The sequence below is a fragment of the Citrobacter sp. Igbk 16 genome, assembly GCF_028069755.1.
Taxonomy (GTDB): Bacteria; Pseudomonadota; Gammaproteobacteria; order Enterobacterales; family Enterobacteriaceae; genus Citrobacter.
In genome coordinates this window covers 19252-36822 of record NZ_JANEWJ010000024.1, presented here as the reverse complement: position 1 = coordinate 36822, position 17571 = coordinate 19252, and the positions used below count along the sequence as shown (strand labels likewise).

Genomic DNA, 17571 nt, shown 5'->3' with positions numbered 1-17571 from the left:
CATCTACTCAATAATATTGGCTTTTAGCCTGCGGATTAACTGACTAAACTCACTGTTATTACAATAATGCAGTGATCGCAGGCTAATCATGATTCTCATCATTTATGCACATCCCTATCCGCAGCATTCGCATGCGAATAAGCGGATGCTTGAGCAGGTAAGGACACTGGAGGGAGTGGAGGTTCGTTCGCTCTACGAACTCTATCCTGATTTCAATATCGATATCGCCGCAGAACAGGACGCGCTGTCACGTGCGAGTCTGATTATCTGGCAACATCCCATGCAATGGTACAGCACACCTCCGTTACTCAAACTGTGGATGGATAAGGTCCTCTCCCACGGCTGGGCGTATGGTCACGGCGGCACCGCGCTGCATGGCAAACACCTGATGTGGGCAGTAACTACTGGCGGCGGTGAAAACCACTTTGATATCGGTTCCCACCCCGGGTTTGACGTGCTTTCCCAGCCTTTACAGGCCACGGCGTTATATTGCGGACTCAAATGGCTGCCACCGTTTGCCATGCATTGTACGTTTATCTGTGATGATGAAACGCTACAGGCGCAGGCGCGCCACTATAAACAACGTCTGATGGAATGGCAGGAGGAACACCATGGATAGTCATACGCTGATACAGGCGCTGATTTATCTCGGTTCGGCAGCGCTGATTGTACCCATCGCCGTGCGCCTGGGTTTAGGGTCGGTGTTGGGCTATCTCATCGCCGGGTGCATTATCGGCCCGTGGGGCTTGAGGTTGGTGACGGACGCCGAATCTATCCTGCATTTTGCGGAAATCGGCGTAGTGCTGATGCTGTTTGTTATTGGTCTGGAGCTGGATCCACAGCGTCTGTGGAAGCTGCGGGCCTCGGTGTTTGGCGGCGGTGCACTGCAGATGGTGGTCTGTGGAGGGCTGATTGGCCTGTTCTGTATGTTCCTCGGACTGCGCTGGCAGGTGGCGGAGCTGATCGGTATGACGCTGGCGCTTTCATCCACCGCGATTGCGATGCAGGCAATGAATGAACGTAACCTGATGGTTTCGCAAATGGGGCGTAGCGCGTTTGCCGTGCTGTTGTTCCAGGATATCGCGGCCATTCCGCTGGTGGCGATGATCCCATTACTGGCGGCGAGCGGTGCATCGACAACACTGGGGGCATTTGCGCTGTCGGCGCTTAAAGTGGCGGGGGCGCTGACGTTGGTGGTGCTGTTAGGGCGTTATGTCACGCGTCCGGCATTGCGTTTTGTCGCCCGCTCGGGCCTGCGAGAAGTATTCAGCGCCGTCGCGCTGTTTCTTGTTTTCGGCTTTGGCTTGCTGCTGGAAGAAGTCGGGTTATCAATGGCGATGGGCGCGTTTCTGGCGGGCGTTCTGTTGGCGAGCTCTGAGTATCGTCATGCGTTGGAAAGCGACATTGAGCCGTTTAAAGGCCTGCTGTTGGGGCTGTTTTTCATCGGCGTGGGTATGTCTATCGATTTTGGTACGCTGATTGATAACCCCTTGCGTATTATCGTTCTGTTGGTCGGTTTCCTGGTAATTAAAACCGTGATGCTGTGGCTTATTGCCCGGCCATTACAGGTGCCGGGTAAGCAGCGTCGCTGGTTTGCCGTATTATTAGGGCAGGGCAGTGAATTTGCTTTCGTGGTATTTGGCGCGGCGCAAATGGCAATTGTGCTCGATCCCGAATGGGCGAAAGCACTGACGCTGGCGGTGGCATTATCGATGGCGGCTACACCGATTTTACTGGTTGTCCTGACGCGTCTGGAAAAATCGGCTACCGGTGATGAACGTGAAGCAGATGAAATTGATGAAGAGCAACCGCGAGTCATCATCGCTGGATTTGGACGCTTCGGGCAGATAACCGGTCGTCTGCTGCTGTCGAGTGGTGTCAAGATGGTGGTCCTTGATCACGATCCGGATCATGTTGAGACGTTGCGCAAATTTGGTATGAAGGTTTTCTATGGTGATGCGACGCGAATGGATCTGCTGGAGTCTGCGGGAGCAGCCAAAGCGGAAGTGATCATTAATGCCATCGACGACCCCCAAACCAGCCTGCAACTGACCGAGATGGTGAAAGATCACTTCCCGCATCTGCAAATTATTGCCCGAGCGCGCGATGTGGATCACTACATTCGCCTGCGCCAGGCCGGGGTGGAAATGCCGGAACGTGAAACCTTCGAAGGCGCATTAAAAACCGGACGACTGGCGTTGGAAAGTCTCGGGCTTGGGCGTTATGAAGCACGTGAGCGCGCTGACGTCTTCCGGCGCTTCAATATATTGATGGTTGAGGAGATGGTGAAAGGCGAAGATGACGCGATTTCCCGTGCGGCTGTATATAAGCGTACCAGTGCAATGCTGAGTGAAATTATTGCCGAAGATCGTCAACATTTATCGTTAATTCAACGCCATGGCTGGCAAGGCACGGATGAAGGTAAACATACGGGCGACACCGCCGATGAGCCGGAAGTGAAACCGTCAGCGTAGGGGAAAAATGTGATGTTCTGCAAACTTTACTGCTAGTTGACTGTTTTTGAACGACTGTAATGCTGGGAGTCCACTCAGAATTCACGGACTCGCCAGCAGAACAGAAAATTTTCCTGCACATCTTCCTTTGGCTAGTCGACGAAAGATTGCGCTTTCCGTATAGTGGCGACAATTTTTTTGTATCCGGGAAATAATCAATGATCAGTCTGATTGCGGCGTTAGCGGTAGATCGCGTCATCGGTATGGAGAACGCCATGCCGTGGAACCTACCTGCCGATCTCGCCTGGTTTAAACGTAATACCTTAAACAAACCGGTTGTCATGGGACGCCATACCTGGGAATCCATCGGGCGACCGCTGCCTGGGCGTAAAAATATCGTCATCAGCAGCAAACCCGGCACCGACGATCGCGTGCAGTGGGTGAAGTCTGTCGATGAGGCGATTGCAGCCTGTGGCGATGAACCTGAAATTATGGTGATTGGTGGTGGGCGCGTGTATGAGCAGTTCCTGCCGAAAGCGCAGAAACTGTATCTGACACATATTGATGCGGAAGTGGAAGGGGATACGCATTTCCCGGACTACGAACCGGATGACTGGGAATCGGTGTTCAGCGAATTCCACGATGCCGACGCGCAAAACTCCCACAGCTACTGCTTCGAGATTCTGGAGCGTCGTTAATCATGTCACTGCCGGATGGCGCTGCGCTTATCCGGCCTACAGGGTGACATATGCGTAGGCCGGATAAGGTGCGAGCACCGCATCCGGCAGACGACTTATCAGGCGTTGACCGCCTCGCCGGGATCCAGATTCAGATGGCGGTTTGACGGCTGTACAAAGTACTGCTTGTCTTCCCAGCGCAGACAGGTGAGATCTCCCCCCCAACAGCAGCCCGTATCCAGCGCGTAAATACCCTCCGGAGTGCCTTTCCCCTCCAGAGATGCCCAGTGTCCGAATGCAATGCTATAGGCTTCACTGACGGGGCCGGGGATAGCAAACCACGGCTTTAGCGGGGCAGGTGCATCTTCTGGCGACTCTTTACTGTACATATCTAACTGGCCATTGGGGAAGCAGTAACGCATGCGGGTAAACGCGTTAGTAATAAAACGCAGGCGGGCCAGCCCCGTCAGCTCCGGCGTCCAGTTGTTCGGCATGTCGCCGTACATAGCATCAAGGAAAAACGGATAAGAGTCACTCGACAGCACGGCTTCCACGTCCCGTGCACAGTCTTTCGCGGTCTGCAAATCCCATTGAGGGGTAATGCCAGCATGCGCCATGACCAGTTTTTTCTCTTCGTCTACCTGCAGCAGCGGCTGGCGGCGAAGCCAGTTAATTAATTCGTCAGCATCCGGTGCTTCGAGCAGCGATGTGACTCTGTCTTTTGGTTTATTACGACTGATTCCGGCAAACACAGCCAGCAGGTGTAAATCGTGATTACCCAATACCAGGCGCACGCTGTCGCCCAGCGATTTCACATAGCGCAGGACGTCCAGCGATCCTGGCCCACGTGCGACCAAATCGCCGGTGAGCCATAAGGTGTCTTTTCCAGGGGTAAAGTCTACTTGATGCAGCAATGCTGTCAGTTCATCGTAGCAACCATGAACGTCGCCAATCAGGTATGTTGCCATAGATATTGTTTTAATGAATGAGTGTTGGAACGGCAAGTCGGAATACGGGAATATCGATAGTAAAGGCGATGCCCTGCTCATCGATCATTTCGTAATGACCCTGCATGGTGCCCAGCGGTGTTTCAATAACGGCACCGCTGGTGTACTGGTACTCTTCGCCAGGTTCGATGTGAGGCTGAACGCCAACTACACCTTCACCCTGAACTTCGGTTTCGCGCCCATGACCATTGGTTATCAACCAATAACGCCCCAACAGCTGCACTGGCGCTCGCCCCAAATTGCGGATAGTCACGGTATAAGCAAAAACGTAACGTTCATCATCAGGTGAGGATTGCGCCTCAATGTAGACGCTTTGTACCTGAATACACACTCGGGGCGAATTGATCATGCTTAACTCTCCTTCGAAGGCGCGTTTTCTGACAGATAGTTAGCCATCCGGCAGTATTGCGCGACAGAGATATTTTCCGCTCGCATTGCCGGGTCGATGCCCAACTCTGTCAGTACTTCAACGCTGAACAGATTACCGAGGCTATTACGTACCGTTTTACGGCGCTGATTAAACGCTTCGGTGGTAATTCGGCTCAGGACGCGAACATCTTTAACCGGGTACGGCATCGTCGCGTGAGGGACCAGGCGTACAACGGCGGAATCTACTTTCGGTGCTGGTGTGAAAGCCGACGGTGGAACCTCGAGCACCGGGATCACATTGCAGTAATATTGCGCCATGACGCTTAATCGACCATACGCTTTACTGTTTGGCCCTGCAACCAGACGATTGACCACCTCTTTTTGCAACATGAAATGCATGTCGGCAATGGCATCAGTATAGGTAAAAAGATGGAACATCAGCGGTGTGGAGATGTTGTACGGCAGGTTGCCAAATACGCGCAGCGGCTGACCCATCGTTTGTGATAGCTCACCGAAGTTCATGGTCATGGCATCTTGCTGATAAATAGTCAGCTTTGGCCCTAAAAACGGGTGTGTTTGCAGACGTGCAGCCAGATCGCGGTCCAGTTCGATGACCGTGAGCTTGTCCAGACGTTCGCCAACTGGCTCGGTCAATGCAGCAAGGCCCGGGCCGATTTCGACCATTGCCTGACCCTTTTGCGGGTTGATAGCAGAGACAATACTTTCGATCACAAACTGATCGTTGAGGAAGTTTTGCCCGAAACGTTTACGGGCTAAATGGCCCTGATGGACTCGATTATTCATTGGTATTAACAATCATTTTGATGGCGAGATTAAGCGCCGTAATAAAACTGCCGACATCTGCTTGCCCACGACCCGCCAGTTCGAGTGCGGTGCCGTGATCAACGGATGTGCGAATAAAGGGCAGGCCCAGCGTGATATTCACTCCGCGACCAAATCCCTGGTATTTTAGCACGGGGAGGCCCTGATCGTGGTACATTGCCAGCACGGCATCCGCGCTGTTGAGATATTTGGGCTGAAACAGGGTATCTGCAGGCAGTGGACCGTTTAATTTCATCCCCTGCGCACGCAGTTCATCCAGTACCGGGATGATGGTGTCTATTTCTTCCGTCCCCATATGACCGCCTTCTCCCGCATGCGGGTTCAAGCCGCAAACCAGAATATGCGGATCGTTCAGGCCAAATTTGGTACGTAAATCATGATGCAGAATGCCGATCACTTCCCGCAATAATGCAGGGGTAATGGCGTCAGCAACGGCTTTAAGCGGCAGATGTGTGGTCGCCAGAGCAACACGCAGCTCTTCCGTTGCCAGCATCATCACGACTTTCTTCGCCTGTGAGCGGTCTTCAAAAAACTCAGTATGCCCGGTAAACGGCACGCCAGCGTCATTGATCACGCCTTTGTGGACGGGGCCGGTTATCAGCGCTGCAAATTCGCCCTGTAGACAACCATCGCAGGCGCGAGCCAGCGTGTCGACGACGTATTGCCCATTCTCTACCATCAGTTGACCCGCGACGACAGGCGTGCGGCGCAGCGCAACCGGCAATAGCGTCAGCGTACCGGCTGATTGCGGTTTGGCTGGGGTATCTGGAGAGTAGGGTAGGAGCGAGAGCGGTAAACCGAGCATGGCTGCCCGGTCACGGAGTAGCGTGGCATCAGCACAAACAACGAGTTCTACCGGCCACTCGCGCTGTGCAAGCTGGACCACAAGGTCCGGACCAATCCCGGCAGGTTCGCCGGGAGTGATCACAACACGTTGAGTTCGAGTCATTAGTTGCTCAGAATTTTAACGTACGCACTGGCGCGTTGTTCCTGCATCCAGGTCGCTGCTTCTTCCGAGAATTTACGGTTCATCAGCATGCGATAAGCCCTGTCTTTCTGTGCCGCGTCAGTTTTATCAACATTTCGCGTATCCAGCAGCTCGATCAGATGCCAGCCGAAGGAAGAGTGCACCGGCGCGCTCATCTGACCTTTGTTCAGGCGGGTCAGTGCATCGCGGAAAGCAGGATCGAAAATATCGGCTGCAGCCCAACCCAGGTCACCGCCCTGGTTTGCTGAGCCCGGATCCTGAGAGAACTCTTTTGCTGCTGCTGCAAAGGTCGTTTTACCGCTCTTAATATCAGCCGCGATTTGTTCCAGTTTCAGGCGAGCCTGTTGATCGGTCATGATCGGCGACGGTTTCAGCAGAATATGGCGGGCATGAACTTCAGTCACGGAGACGCTCTGGCTCTGACCACGCATATCGTTGACTTTCAGAATATGGAAGCCGACACCTGAACGAATCGGGCCAATAATATCGCCTTTTTTCGCGGTGCTTAATGCCTGAGCAAAGATACCGGGCAGTTCCTGAATTCGTCCCCAGCCCATCTGGCCGCCTTTCAGCGCCTGCTGGTCAGCTGAATAGGTGATGGCCAGCTTGCCAAAATCGCTACCACTACGCGCTTCGTCAACCACAGAACGCGCCTGGCTTTCCGCCTGGTTAACCTGGTCTGACGTTGGGTTTTCCGGTAATGGAATCAAAATGTGGCTCAGGTTCAGCTCAGTGCTGGCATCATTTTGGTTGCCAACTTGCTGCGCCAGGGCATCAACTTCCTGTGGCAGGATCGTGACGCGACGGCGAACTTCATTATTACGCACTTCAGAGATGGTCATCTCTTTACGGATCTGGTTGCGATAGGTCGAATAACTCAGACCATCCTGAGCCAGACGGCTGCGCATTTGATCCAGCGTCATATTGTTCTGCTTGGCAATGTTGGCAATAGCCTGATCTAACTGCTCATCAGAGATTTTTACACCCATCTTCTGACCCATCTGTAGAACGATTTGATCCATGATCAAACGTTCCAGGATCTGATGACGCAGCGTGGCATCGTCCGGTAATTGCTGACCTGCCTGACCCGCATTCAGTTTTACTGACTGCATTAAGCCATCGACGTCGCTTTCCAGAACGACGCCGTTATTGACGACGGCTGCGACTTTATCGACCACCTGTGGGGCAGCGAAACTGGTATTCGCGACCATGGCGATACCGAGAAGCAGCGTTTTCCAGTTCTTCATACTTTTTCCATTTCAATTAACCGCAATGCGGATTACGTTGTAAATCAATCAGATCATAAAGAGCTTTGATACGGCAAAATGTTCGAACGCAGCATCTGGTTGGTGCCAAGGCCATAGTTAGAGCTCAGGCCGCGCAGTTCGATATTAAAGCCGATCGAGTTGTCATATACCGCGTGTTTCTGGGTGTCATCCCAACCATTCAGCTTACGTTCGTAGCCGACGCGAATGGCATAACAGCAGGAGTTGTACTGCAAGCCCAGCATGGAATCCGCCACTTTGTTCACATTGGTATCGAAGTAGTAAGCCCCGACGATTGACCAACGCTCAGCGATCGGCACACTCGCCACTGCACCTACCTGAGAAATCCCGTTTTTATACTGATCTGCCGTAGAGTAATACGAGGGCAGGGTCGCCTGGATATATTCCGGGCTGGCATAGCGGTAGTTCAACTGCAGCATACGGTTTTCGTCGCGACGGTACTCGATGCTGCTGCTGCTGGTGGCGATACTGTCCAGACGCGTGTCGTACTGAATCCCACTGCGTAAACCCCAACGATCGGAGATGCGCCAGTAGGTATCGCCAGCCCATACCAGTGAACCGGTTTTGTCGTCATTCTCCCATTTAATGTTGTCATCGCCAGTGCGAGACTCGGTGAAATAGTAGATTTGACCCACAGAAATATTAAAACGTTCAACGGCCGCGTCATCATAAACGCGAGATGTGACGCCGGTCGTTACCTGGTTTGCGGAGGCAATACGGTCCAGACCGCCATAGGTGCGGTCACGGAACAGGCCGCTGTAGTCAGCTTGCAGCAGGGAAGAGTCATAGTTATAGATATGACTTTGGTTGCGATATGGCACATACAAATACTGCGCACGCGGCTCCAGCGTCTGGGTATAGCCTGGCGCCAGCATTTCCATGTCACGTTCGAAGACCAACTTACCGTCGACTTTGAACTGCGGCATGACGCGGTTCGCGGAGTCGTCCAGCTTCGTGGTGTTATTAGCGTTATACCAGTCCAGATTGGTCTGCTGGTAGTGCGTCGCCATCAGCTTCGCTTCAGTGTTGATACTTCCCCACTGATTGGATAGTGGCAGATTGATGGTCGGCTCAAGATGAACACGCGTCGCTTCCGGCATGTCGTCATTGGTATTGACGAAATGCACCGCCTGTCCATAAATACGGGTATCAAATGGACCGACGTCATTCTGATAGAAGTTGACGTCTAACTGTGGTTCTGCGGAATAACTGCTGTTGTTCTGATCGTCAAAAACCTGGAACTGTTTGGTGGAGACCGTCGCATCAAAGTTTTGCACCGCATAGCCGACACTGAATTTCTGTGTCGCATAACCGTCGGTGCTGGAACCGTACTTATTGTCAAAATCATTAAAGTAGCTGGAGTCGCTGACTTTGGTGTAGTCGACGTTGAAACGCCACACCTGGTCCATCACACCGGCGTGTTGCCAGTAAAACAGCCAGCGGCGTGAATTATCATCATTCGGATGTTCGTCGTCGTAGACCCGGTCGGAATTCAGATAATCGAACTCCATCAGCCCCATACCTGCCTGGGTCAGGTAACGGAATTCGTTCTCCCACATCACACCGCCACGGCGATGCATATAATGCGGCGTAATGGTGGCGTCCATGTTGGGCGCGATATTCCAGTAATACGGCAGGTAGAACTCAAAATAGTTCTTGGTGGAGTATTTTGCGTTCGGGATCAAGAAACCGGAACGGCGCTTATCGCCGACAGGGAGTTGTAAATAGGGGCTGTAAAACACCGGAACCGGGCCCAGTTTAAAACGGGCGTTCCAGATTTCAGCGACCTGTTCTTCACGGTCATGGATCACTTCACTACCGACGACGCTCCAGGTATTGGAACCCGGAAGACAGGAGGTAAAACTGCCGTTTTCCAGAATAGTGTAGCGATTTTCACCACGCTGTTTCATCAGGTCCGCTTTCCCGCGCCCCTGGCGTCCCACCATCTGGTAGTCACCTTCCCAGACGTTGGTGTCTTTCGTATTCAGGTTTGCCCATCCCTTTGGTCCCTTCAGAATGACCTGGTTGTCATCATAATGGACGTTGCCCAGCGCATCGACGGTACGAACGGGAGCGGGTTGACCTTCGGCCTGCTTTTGATGAAGCTGCACTTCATCGGCTTGTAGGCGGCTGTTACCCTGCGCAATATCCACGTTGCCGGTAAACACGGCGTCATCAGGGTAGTTCCCTTTCGCGTGATCGGCATTGATGGTGACAGGTAACTCATTGGTCTCGCCCTGCACCAGAGGACGGTTGTAGCTTGGCACGCCCAACATGCACTGTGAGGCGAGATCGGCTGCCAGGCCCTGTTGACTATAGAGGGCGCTGGCAATCATGGTGGCCAGAAGAGTGGGAATACGTTTTTTCATACGTTGTATTTATTGTTCCATCATCAGTAGCGTCGCGCGTGACAAACGGTCACAGCCTAACTTATCTCATCTTCACTTCGCTAGTATTAATCCTGCCCATTTTATGCCCGTCACCTTTCAAGCTGCATATTCGTTGTCTTCTTCGTTTTCCCCAGTTACCTGCACTGTAAAGCGTCAGGGGATGCGATGAGGGATTTCTTTATCCCTCTTCGGCGGCAGTCTGCGGTTGTTCAAATTCGTTCCAGACGAATTTGTCACTGCGTTGCTGCCTTGTCGTAACTCGAAATCCAACGGGTATAGCGTTTGTGGTGTTAGGCACGGCATTGAATGACAGGTATGATAATGCAAATTATAGGCTATGTCCCACAATTGACCGCAGCCGTAAAACGGTAAAAGCACCTTATATTGTGGGACATAGCCTGGCCAAGAGCATAAAGATTTGGGGAATGTATGCAGTATTGGGGAAAGATTATTGGTGTGGCCGTGGCCTTAATGATGGGCGGCGGCTTCTGGGGTGTGGTGTTAGGCCTGTTAGTTGGCCATATGTTCGACAAAGCCCGCATGCGCAAAATGGCATGGTTCGCCAACCAACGAGAGCGTCAGGCGCTGTTTTTTGCCACCACTTTTGAGGTGATGGGGCATCTGACTAAATCCAAGGGACGTGTTACTGAGGCGGATATTCATATCGCCAGCCAGTTGATGGATCGCATGAATTTGCACGGTGATTCGCGTACTGCGGCGCAGCATGCTTTCCGCGTGGGAAAATCAGACAATTACCCATTACGTGAAAAGATGCGTCAGTTTCGTAGCGTCTGCTTTGGTCGATTCGATCTGATCCGCATGTTTCTGGAAATTCAAATTCAGGCCGCATTTGCCGATGGTTCTCTTCATCCTAACGAGCGTGAAGTGCTGTACGTCATCGCTGAAGAACTGGGGATTTCGCGTACCCAGTTTGATCAGTTCCTCCGCATGATGCAGGGTGGAGCGCAGTTTGGCGGCGGATATCAACAGCAATCTGCGGGCGGCGGCTGGCAGCAGGCGCAACGCGGACCCACGCTGGAAGATGCCTGTAACGTGTTGGGGGTAAAAGCAACAGATGATGCAACCACCATTAAGCGCGCCTATCGTAAGCTGATGAGCGAGCACCATCCGGACAAACTGGTTGCGAAAGGCCTGCCACCAGAAATGATGGAAATGGCGAAGCAAAAAGCACAAGAAATTCAAAAAGCGTATGAGCTAATTAAAGAACAGAAAGGCTTTAAATAATAATTATGCCGGATGACGGCTAGCGCCTTATCCGGCCTACGTTGATAACTGTAGACCGGGCAAGCGAAGCGCCCCCGGCATAAATGGGAACTGAATTTAAAAATCCGCCGGGACTTTAAACGTCATACTGTTGCCGTATTCGGGATGGGTGATGGTTAACATCTCTGCATGCAGCAGCAGTCTCGGTGCCATTGCCAGCGCCTCCGGTGGCGCATAGAAGCGGTCACCCAGAATCGGATGTCCTAACGCCAGCATATGCACGCGTAACTGATGGGAACGTCCAGTAATGGGTTTGAGCACCACCCGGGCGGTATTATCCGCGGCAAACTCCACAACTTCGTATTCTGTTTGCGCGGATTTTCCGGTCTCATAACACACCTTTTGCTTTGGCCGGTTGGGCCAGTCACAAATCAGTGGTAAATCAACCAGCCCCTCGGCAGGTGCGGGATGTCCCCACACCCGCGCCACGTACTGCTTCTTCGGCTCACGCTCGCGAAACTGGCGTTTGAGTTCACGTTCTGCCGCTTTGGTTAGCGCGACTACAATCACGCCGCTGGTGGCCATATCCAGACGATGTACGGATTCGGCGTGTGGATAGTCGCGCTGAATACGCGTCATCACGCTGTCTTTGTGCTCATCCAGACGACCCGGCACGGACAACAAGCCGCTCGGCTTGTTGACCACCATAATGTGCTCATCCTGGTACAGGATAACCAACCAGGGCTCCTGCGGCGGATTGTAGTTTTCCATCCCCATTTTCAGCTCCGTTACTGATGTGTCACGACGATCAGGCGTAGCGCATCCAGTCGCCAGCCAGCCTGATCGAGGCTTTCCATCACCTGCTGACGGTTGCTTTCTATGGCTGCAAGCTCGTCATCACGGATGTTCGGGTTCACGGCTCGTAGCGCTTCGAGACGCGACAGTTCCGCGGTCAGTTTCTCATCTGCTTCTTTACGTGCTGCATCGATCAGCGCACGGGCCGATTTTTCTACCTGCGCTTCACCGAGTTGCAGAATGGCATGAACATCCTGCTGCACGGCATTGACCAGTTTGCTGCCGGTGTGGCGGTTAACCGCGCTGAGCTGGCGGTTGAAGGTTTCGAATTCAACCTGGGCGGCGAGGTTATTGCCGTTTTTATCCAGCAGCATGCGCACCGGCGTAGGGGGCAGAAAACGGTTCAACTGCAGTTGCTTCGGTGCCTGCGCTTCCACCACATAGACCAGTTCAACCAACAGAGTACCGACCGGTAATGCTTTGTTTTTCAGCAACGAAATGGTGCTGCTACCGGTATCGCCGGAGAGGATCAGATCCAGACCATTACGGATTAGCGGGTGCTCCCAGGTAATAAACTGCGCGTCTTCACGCGACAGAGCGACATCACGCTCAAACGTAATGGTGCAGCCATCTTCCGGCAGTCCTGGGAAATCAGGCACCAGCATGTGATCGGAAGGTGTCAGCACGATCAAATTGTCGCCACGGTCATCCTGATTAATACCAACGATATCAAACAGGTTCATCGCGAAGGCGATCAGGCTAGTATCGTCGTCTTGTTCTTCAATACTTTCAGCCAACGCCAGTGCTTTTTCGCCGCCGTTAGAGTGGATCTCCAGCAGGCGATCGCGACCTTGCTCCAGCTGTGCTTTCAGCGCGTCATGCTGTTCGCGGCAGGTCTTGATCAGGTCGTCAAAGCCATCGGTGTTTTCTGGCTCAGCCAGGAAGCCGATTAGATTGTTATAAACCGTATCATAAATGGTGCGTCCGGTCGGACAGGTGTGTTCGAACGCATCCAGACCTTCGTGGTACCAGCGTACCAGCACGGACTGCGCGGTTTTTTCCAGGTACGGAACGTGGATCTGAATATCATGCGCCTGGCCAATACGGTCCAGACGGCCAATACGCTGTTCCAGCAGGTCCGGGTTAAACGGTAGGTCAAACATCACCAGATTGCTGGCGAACTGGAAGTTACGCCCTTCGGAGCCGATTTCAGAACACAGCATTACCTGGGCGCCGCTATCTTCTTCGCTAAACCAGGCTGCGGCGCGGTCACGTTCAATGATCGACATCCCTTCATGGAATACGGCGGCGCGGATACCTTCGCGCTCGCGCAGCACTTGCTCAAGTTGCAACGCGGTGGTTGCTTTCGCGCAGATCACCAGCACTTTCTGTGAGCGGTGGCTGGTCAGGTAACCCATCAGCCATTCAACGCGCGGGTCAAAGTTCCACCAGGTTCCGGTATCGCCTTCAAATTCCTGATAAATCTGTTCGGGGTAGAGCATGTCGCGTGCGCGATCTTCCGCACTCTTACGTGCGCCCATAATGCCCGAGACTTTGATTGCTGTCTGGTATTGGGTTGGCAGCGGCAGCTTGATGGTATGCAGTTCGCGTTTCGGGAAGCCTTTCACACCGTTACGGGTGTTACGGAACAGCACGCGGCTGGTGCCGTGTCTGTCCATCAGCATCGAAACCAGCTCCTGACGCGCGCTTTGGGCGTCATCACTGTCGCTGTTCGCAGCCTGCAACAGCGGCTCAATATCCTGTTCGCCAATCATGTCGCCGAGCATGTTTAGCTCATCGTTACTCAGCTTGTTACCTGCCAGCAGCATGGCAACCGCATCGGCAACCGGGCGATAATTTTTTTGTTCTTCAACGAACTGGGCAAAATCGTGGAAGCGGCTTGGGTCCAGCAGGCGCAAACGCGCAAAGTGACTTTCCATGCCGAGTTGTTCCGGCGTTGCGGTCAGCAGCAGGATACCCGGCACGCGCTCTGCCAGCTGTTCAATGGCCATATACTCGCGGCTGGGCGCATCTTCGCTCCATACCAGGTGATGGGCTTCATCGACAATCAGCAGGTCCCATTCGGCATCACACAGATGCTCCAGACGTTGTTTACTGCGACGGGCAAAGTCCAGCGAGCAGATAACCAGTTGCTCAGTTTCAAACGGGTTGTAGGCATCGTGCTGCGCTTCTGCATAGCGTTCGTCATCGAACAGCGCGAAACGCAGGTTGAAACGGCGCAGCATTTCGACCAGCCACTGGTGCTGTAAAGTTTCAGGGACGATGATCAGTACACGCTCGGCAGCACCAGACAGCAGTTGCTGATGCAGGATCATCCCGGCTTCAATGGTTTTACCTAAACCAACTTCATCAGCCAGCAGAACGCGAGGCGCATGGCGGCGGCCGACATCGTGGGCGATGTTAAGCTGGTGTGGGATCAGGCTGGTGCGCTGACCGCGCAGACCACTCCACGGCATGCGGTACTGCTCGCTTTGAAATTTCCGCGCACGATAGCGCAGTGCGAAGCGGTCCATTCGGTCAATCTGGCCAGCAAACAGGCGATCCTGGGGTTTACTGAACACCAGCTTGCTGTCGAGCAGCACTTCACGCAACATGACGCCCGTTTCTTCGGTATCGAGGCGGGTTCCGATATAAGCAAGCAGGCCGTTTTCTTCTTTTACTTCATCGACATGCAGTTGCCAGCCTTCGTGGCTTGTTATCGTATCGCCAGGATTGAACATCACGCGGGTCACGGGGGAATCACTGCGCGCATACAGACGGTTTTCGCCCGTCGATGAGAAAAGTAAAGTGACGGTTCGCGCATCCATGGCGACAACGGTACCAAGTCCCAATTCGCTTTCTGTATCGCTGATCCAGCGTTGACCAAGTGTAAAAGGCATATGTGTTCGGCTCTATATCTTTAATTGCAGGTAATACTCGTCATTTTTCGGGCTAGCCCGAGGTTTTGAGAGCATACGACCCCGCTACCAGGCTAATAAATCAGTGGTAGTGGTGTTAAATGGGTCCAGGAATGGAAAGGGCGCTATGGTACTGGATGGCGGCGGTTTCGTCACGCGTCAAAATAACCCCAGTTGTCCTGTGAGTAGTGTAGCAAAGTTATCATCAATAAAGGGAAGAATTCCCTCGGCTACGGGCTGTATCTGCCGGGTCAGATAGTGCTCGTAATCCAGGGGGGATTGTTGATAATCCACGGGTTCTGGGCCATTTACCGTCCAGACATATTTGATCGTCCCGCGATTTTGATACTGCGGTGGGCGACCGAGTTTTGCATTCTGTTCATCGGCGAGTCGCGCCGCGCGAACGTGCGGTGGGACATTACGCTGGTATTCGCTTAGCGGGCGGCGCAGGCGTTTGCGATAAATCAGTTGTTCATCGAGTTCACCCGCCATCAATTTGTCGATGGTCTCGCGGACAAACTCCTGGTAAGGCTCGTTGCGAAAAATTCGCAGGTACAGCGCCTGCTGAAACTGCTGTGCCAGCGGTGTCCAGTCTGTACGCACCGTTTCCAGGCCTTTAAACACCATGCGTTGTGCATTACCTTCCTGGATCATCCCGGCATAACGCTTTTTGCTGCCGGTATCGGCACCGCGGATGGTGGGCATAAGAAAGCGACAGAAATGGGTTTCAAACTCCAGCTCCAGCGCGCTGGTCAGGTTTTGCTGTTGTAGTGATTGCGCCCACCAGTTATTGACATAGCTCACCAATTCCCGGCCAATCTTGGCGGCATCGTCTTCTGAGTGCGCCTTTTTAAGCCAGACAAAGGTCGAGTCGGTATCACCATAGATGACATCGTAGCCCTGTGCTTCTATCAGCGCTTTGGTCTGGCGCATGATCGCATGGCCGCGCATGGTGATCGACGAGGCCAGCCGCGGATCAAAGAAGCGACAAGCGGTGGTGCCAAGTACGCCATAAAACGCATTCATGATGATTTTTAGCGCCTGAGAGAGCGGTTTATTGCCGTGGCGTTTCGCTTCGTCGCGCCCGTGCCAGATTTGGGTAACAATCTCCGGCAGGCAGTGCTTTTCGCGGGAGAACCACGCGTCGAGGAACCCTTCGGTGCTGTGCAACGGTTCCGGATGTGCCATCCCTTCGATAAGTCCCACGGGGTCGATCAAGAAAGTACGGATAATTGAGGGATACAGGCTTTTGTAATCCAGCACTAATACAGAGTCGTACAAACCCGGGCGCGAGTCCATCACGTAGCCGCCGGGGCTGGCATGAGGGGGAACTTCTCCCAGATTGGGCGCGACGTAACCGGCGCGGTGCATCCGCGGTAAGTAAAGATGCCCGAAAGCGGCAACCGAACCGCCGTGCCGGTCGACAGGCAGACCGTTTACCGTCGAACGTTCCAGCAGAAACGGCATGATCTCGGTTTTATGAAAAATACGCGTGACCAGCTCACAGTCTTTGAGGTTGTAAGTAGCAAGAGCGGGCTTATCCTGGGCAAAACGACGGTCAATTTCGTCCATTCTGTCCCAGGGATTATCAATCGACTTCCCTTCGCCAAGGAGTTCCTGCGATACCGTTTCCAGCGAGAATGACGAAAAATTCCAGAATGCGGATTTCAGCGCCTCAATGCCGTCAATAATCAGACGCCCTCTGGCCTGCGCGAAAAAAACACCGTTTTTAAAACCGTGTTCACGCCACTCCAGTTCGCTGTTGTCGCGACCAAAACGCAGTGGGATACGATAACGTTCAGCATGATTTTGCAGGACGCGTAAATCGAACTGCACCACGTTCCAACCGATGATCACATCAGGATCGTGACGGGCAATCCAGTCGTTAAGTTTTTCCAGCAACAGCGGGCGACTGGCGACGTACTCAAGTTCAAAATCCAGCCGGGAGGCATCGCCATTCGGCGGGCCGAGCATATAGACAATACGCTGCCCGCAACCTTCAAGGCCGATGCAGTACAGCTCACCGTGACGCGTTGTTTCGATATCCAGCGATACCCATTTCAACGGTGGTCGGTAGTCCGGGTTCGGCTTCAGTCGGGCATTAATGAGTGTGTTGTTTTGAGGAGTACCTTCGACCCAAACCGGGGAGGTAATAAAGCGTTCCATCAGATAACGTTCTGGTGGGCGGACATCGGCCTCGTAAACCGTCACACCATTTTCACGCAGCAGTTTTTCCAGCCGCATAAGCTGGCGGTGCGAACGGCAATACAGGCCCGAAACTGGCTGACGGTGGAAATCCTGGAGTGTGAGCGGTGTCAGCCGATAGCCGTTTTCTGTGCGTAATAATGACGTTACACGAGGCGTCTGGTGTGTGGGGATAAACGCGACGGATTCCTGTGGCGCGAGCGTAACCAGCAGTGGCCCATTGTCCGTTGCCAGCCAGAATGAAACCTCTGTCCCCTGCGGGGTATCCCGCCAGTGTCGGGTTAAAATAAAACCAGCCTGCGCCACGCTGCGTATCCGTCAAAAAACCAGACATTATTATAGCCTGGTTTATCTGGTTGTACTGTTTTTTTATACAGTCCATAACGGATTTGAGTCATGAATACGAGGATTGAGAT

Annotated in this window: 13 protein-coding genes; 4 read left to right on the top strand and 9 right to left on the bottom strand. The window is 53.2% G+C overall.

Translation table 11 applies throughout. From position 1 onward, the window contains the following. Window positions 1-88 precede the first annotated feature (88 nt). The 3 genes from kefF (at window position 89) to folA (ending at window position 3151) form a co-directional block, all read left to right on the top strand. On the top strand, window positions 89-619 hold the full coding sequence (kefF, locus tag NNO03_RS15905; RefSeq protein WP_048212726.1) for a glutathione-regulated potassium-efflux system oxidoreductase KefF: 531 nt from the start codon (window positions 89-91) through the stop codon (window positions 617-619). Next, window positions 612-2474: a glutathione-regulated potassium-efflux system protein KefC gene (gene kefC / locus NNO03_RS15900; protein ID WP_271449974.1), complete on the top strand. Its 1863-nt coding sequence runs from the start codon at window positions 612-614 to the stop codon at window positions 2472-2474. The genes kefF and kefC overlap by 8 nt, the downstream gene beginning before the upstream one ends. Window positions 2475-2671: 197 nt before the next feature. Then, window positions 2672-3151, top strand: a complete 480-nt coding sequence (gene folA / locus NNO03_RS15895) for a type 3 dihydrofolate reductase (protein ID WP_003018873.1) — start codon at window positions 2672-2674, stop codon at window positions 3149-3151. Window positions 3152-3249: 98 nt separating this feature from the next. Here the strand turns inward: folA and apaH are convergent, their stop codons facing one another. From apaH to lptD, 6 genes are read right to left on the bottom strand one after another with little or no spacing between them, the layout of a single operon-like run. Beyond that, window positions 3250-4098 carry a bis(5'-nucleosyl)-tetraphosphatase (symmetrical) ApaH gene (gene apaH, locus NNO03_RS15890; protein ID WP_271449973.1) on the bottom strand — a complete coding sequence of 283 codons (849 nt, stop codon included), beginning with the start codon at window positions 4096-4098 and terminating at the stop codon, window positions 3250-3252. Window positions 4099-4108: 10 nt separating this feature from the next. Continuing rightward, window positions 4109-4486 carry a Co2+/Mg2+ efflux protein ApaG gene (gene apaG, locus NNO03_RS15885; RefSeq protein WP_003018867.1) on the bottom strand — a complete coding sequence of 126 codons (378 nt, stop codon included), beginning with the start codon at window positions 4484-4486 and terminating at the stop codon, window positions 4109-4111. Window positions 4487-4488: 2 nt separating this feature from the next. Beyond that, a complete protein-coding gene (gene rsmA, locus NNO03_RS15880; protein WP_048212723.1) occupies window positions 4489-5310 on the bottom strand; it encodes a 16S rRNA (adenine(1518)-N(6)/adenine(1519)-N(6))-dimethyltransferase RsmA in 822 nt (273 codons plus the stop codon). Continuing rightward, the gene (gene pdxA, locus NNO03_RS15875; protein WP_271440472.1) at window positions 5303-6298 is read right to left on the bottom strand and encodes a 4-hydroxythreonine-4-phosphate dehydrogenase PdxA; all 996 of its coding nucleotides are present in this window, start codon (window positions 6296-6298) and stop codon (window positions 5303-5305) included. Before pdxA ends, rsmA begins: the two co-directional genes overlap by 8 nt. Then, window positions 6298-7584 carry a peptidylprolyl isomerase SurA gene (surA, locus tag NNO03_RS15870; protein ID WP_271440473.1) on the bottom strand — a complete coding sequence of 429 codons (1287 nt, stop codon included), beginning with the start codon at window positions 7582-7584 and terminating at the stop codon, window positions 6298-6300. Before surA ends, pdxA begins: the two co-directional genes overlap by 1 nt. Before the next feature lie 53 nt (window positions 7585-7637). Beyond that, a complete protein-coding gene (lptD, locus tag NNO03_RS15865; protein WP_271449972.1) occupies window positions 7638-9992 on the bottom strand; it encodes an LPS assembly protein LptD in 2355 nt (784 codons plus the stop codon). A 450-nt stretch (window positions 9993-10442) separates the two neighbouring features. Between lptD and djlA the strand changes: the two genes are divergently transcribed. Continuing rightward, complete coding sequence (gene djlA, locus NNO03_RS15860) at window positions 10443-11258, top strand: co-chaperone DjlA (RefSeq protein WP_202039525.1); 816 nt, start codon at window positions 10443-10445, stop codon at window positions 11256-11258. Window positions 11259-11354: 96 nt separating this feature from the next. Here djlA and rluA read toward each other — a convergent pair whose 3' ends face one another. From rluA to polB, 3 genes are all read right to left on the bottom strand, one after another. After that, window positions 11355-12014: a bifunctional tRNA pseudouridine(32) synthase/23S rRNA pseudouridine(746) synthase RluA gene (rluA, locus tag NNO03_RS15855; RefSeq protein ID WP_271449971.1), complete on the bottom strand. Its 660-nt coding sequence runs from the start codon at window positions 12012-12014 to the stop codon at window positions 11355-11357. An 11-nt stretch (window positions 12015-12025) separates the two neighbouring features. Beyond that, window positions 12026-14932: an RNA polymerase-associated protein RapA gene (rapA, locus tag NNO03_RS15850; RefSeq protein WP_271449970.1), complete on the bottom strand. Its 2907-nt coding sequence runs from the start codon at window positions 14930-14932 to the stop codon at window positions 12026-12028. 177 nt (window positions 14933-15109) lie between these two features. After that, a complete protein-coding gene (gene polB, locus NNO03_RS15845; RefSeq protein ID WP_271449969.1) occupies window positions 15110-17461 on the bottom strand; it encodes a DNA polymerase II in 2352 nt (783 codons plus the stop codon). Between the last annotated feature and the right edge of the window lie 110 nt (window positions 17462-17571).

What these genes read in the sequence shown, in the direction of transcription:
- pdxA (WP_271440472.1), bottom strand. Translation starts at nt 6,298, where the DNA reads ATGACTCGAACTCAACGTGTTGTGATCACTCCCGGCGAACCTGCCGGG.
- kefC (WP_271449974.1), top strand. Translation starts at nt 612, where the DNA reads ATGGATAGTCATACGCTGATACAGGCGCTGATTTATCTCGGTTCGGCA.
- djlA (WP_202039525.1), top strand. Translation starts at nt 10,443, where the DNA reads ATGCAGTATTGGGGAAAGATTATTGGTGTGGCCGTGGCCTTAATGATG.
- kefF (WP_048212726.1), top strand. Translation starts at nt 89, where the DNA reads ATGATTCTCATCATTTATGCACATCCCTATCCGCAGCATTCGCATGCG.
- rapA (WP_271449970.1), bottom strand. Translation starts at nt 14,932, where the DNA reads ATGCCTTTTACACTTGGTCAACGCTGGATCAGCGATACAGAAAGCGAA.
- lptD (WP_271449972.1), bottom strand. Translation starts at nt 9,992, where the DNA reads ATGAAAAAACGTATTCCCACTCTTCTGGCCACCATGATTGCCAGCGCC.
- folA (WP_003018873.1), top strand. Translation starts at nt 2,672, where the DNA reads ATGATCAGTCTGATTGCGGCGTTAGCGGTAGATCGCGTCATCGGTATG.
- rluA (WP_271449971.1), bottom strand. Translation starts at nt 12,014, where the DNA reads ATGGGGATGGAAAACTACAATCCGCCGCAGGAGCCCTGGTTGGTTATC.
- rsmA (WP_048212723.1), bottom strand. Translation starts at nt 5,310, where the DNA reads ATGAATAATCGAGTCCATCAGGGCCATTTAGCCCGTAAACGTTTCGGG.
- apaG (WP_003018867.1), bottom strand. Translation starts at nt 4,486, where the DNA reads ATGATCAATTCGCCCCGAGTGTGTATTCAGGTACAAAGCGTCTACATT.
- apaH (WP_271449973.1), bottom strand. Translation starts at nt 4,098, where the DNA reads ATGGCAACATACCTGATTGGCGACGTTCATGGTTGCTACGATGAACTG.
- surA (WP_271440473.1), bottom strand. Translation starts at nt 7,584, where the DNA reads ATGAAGAACTGGAAAACGCTGCTTCTCGGTATCGCCATGGTCGCGAAT.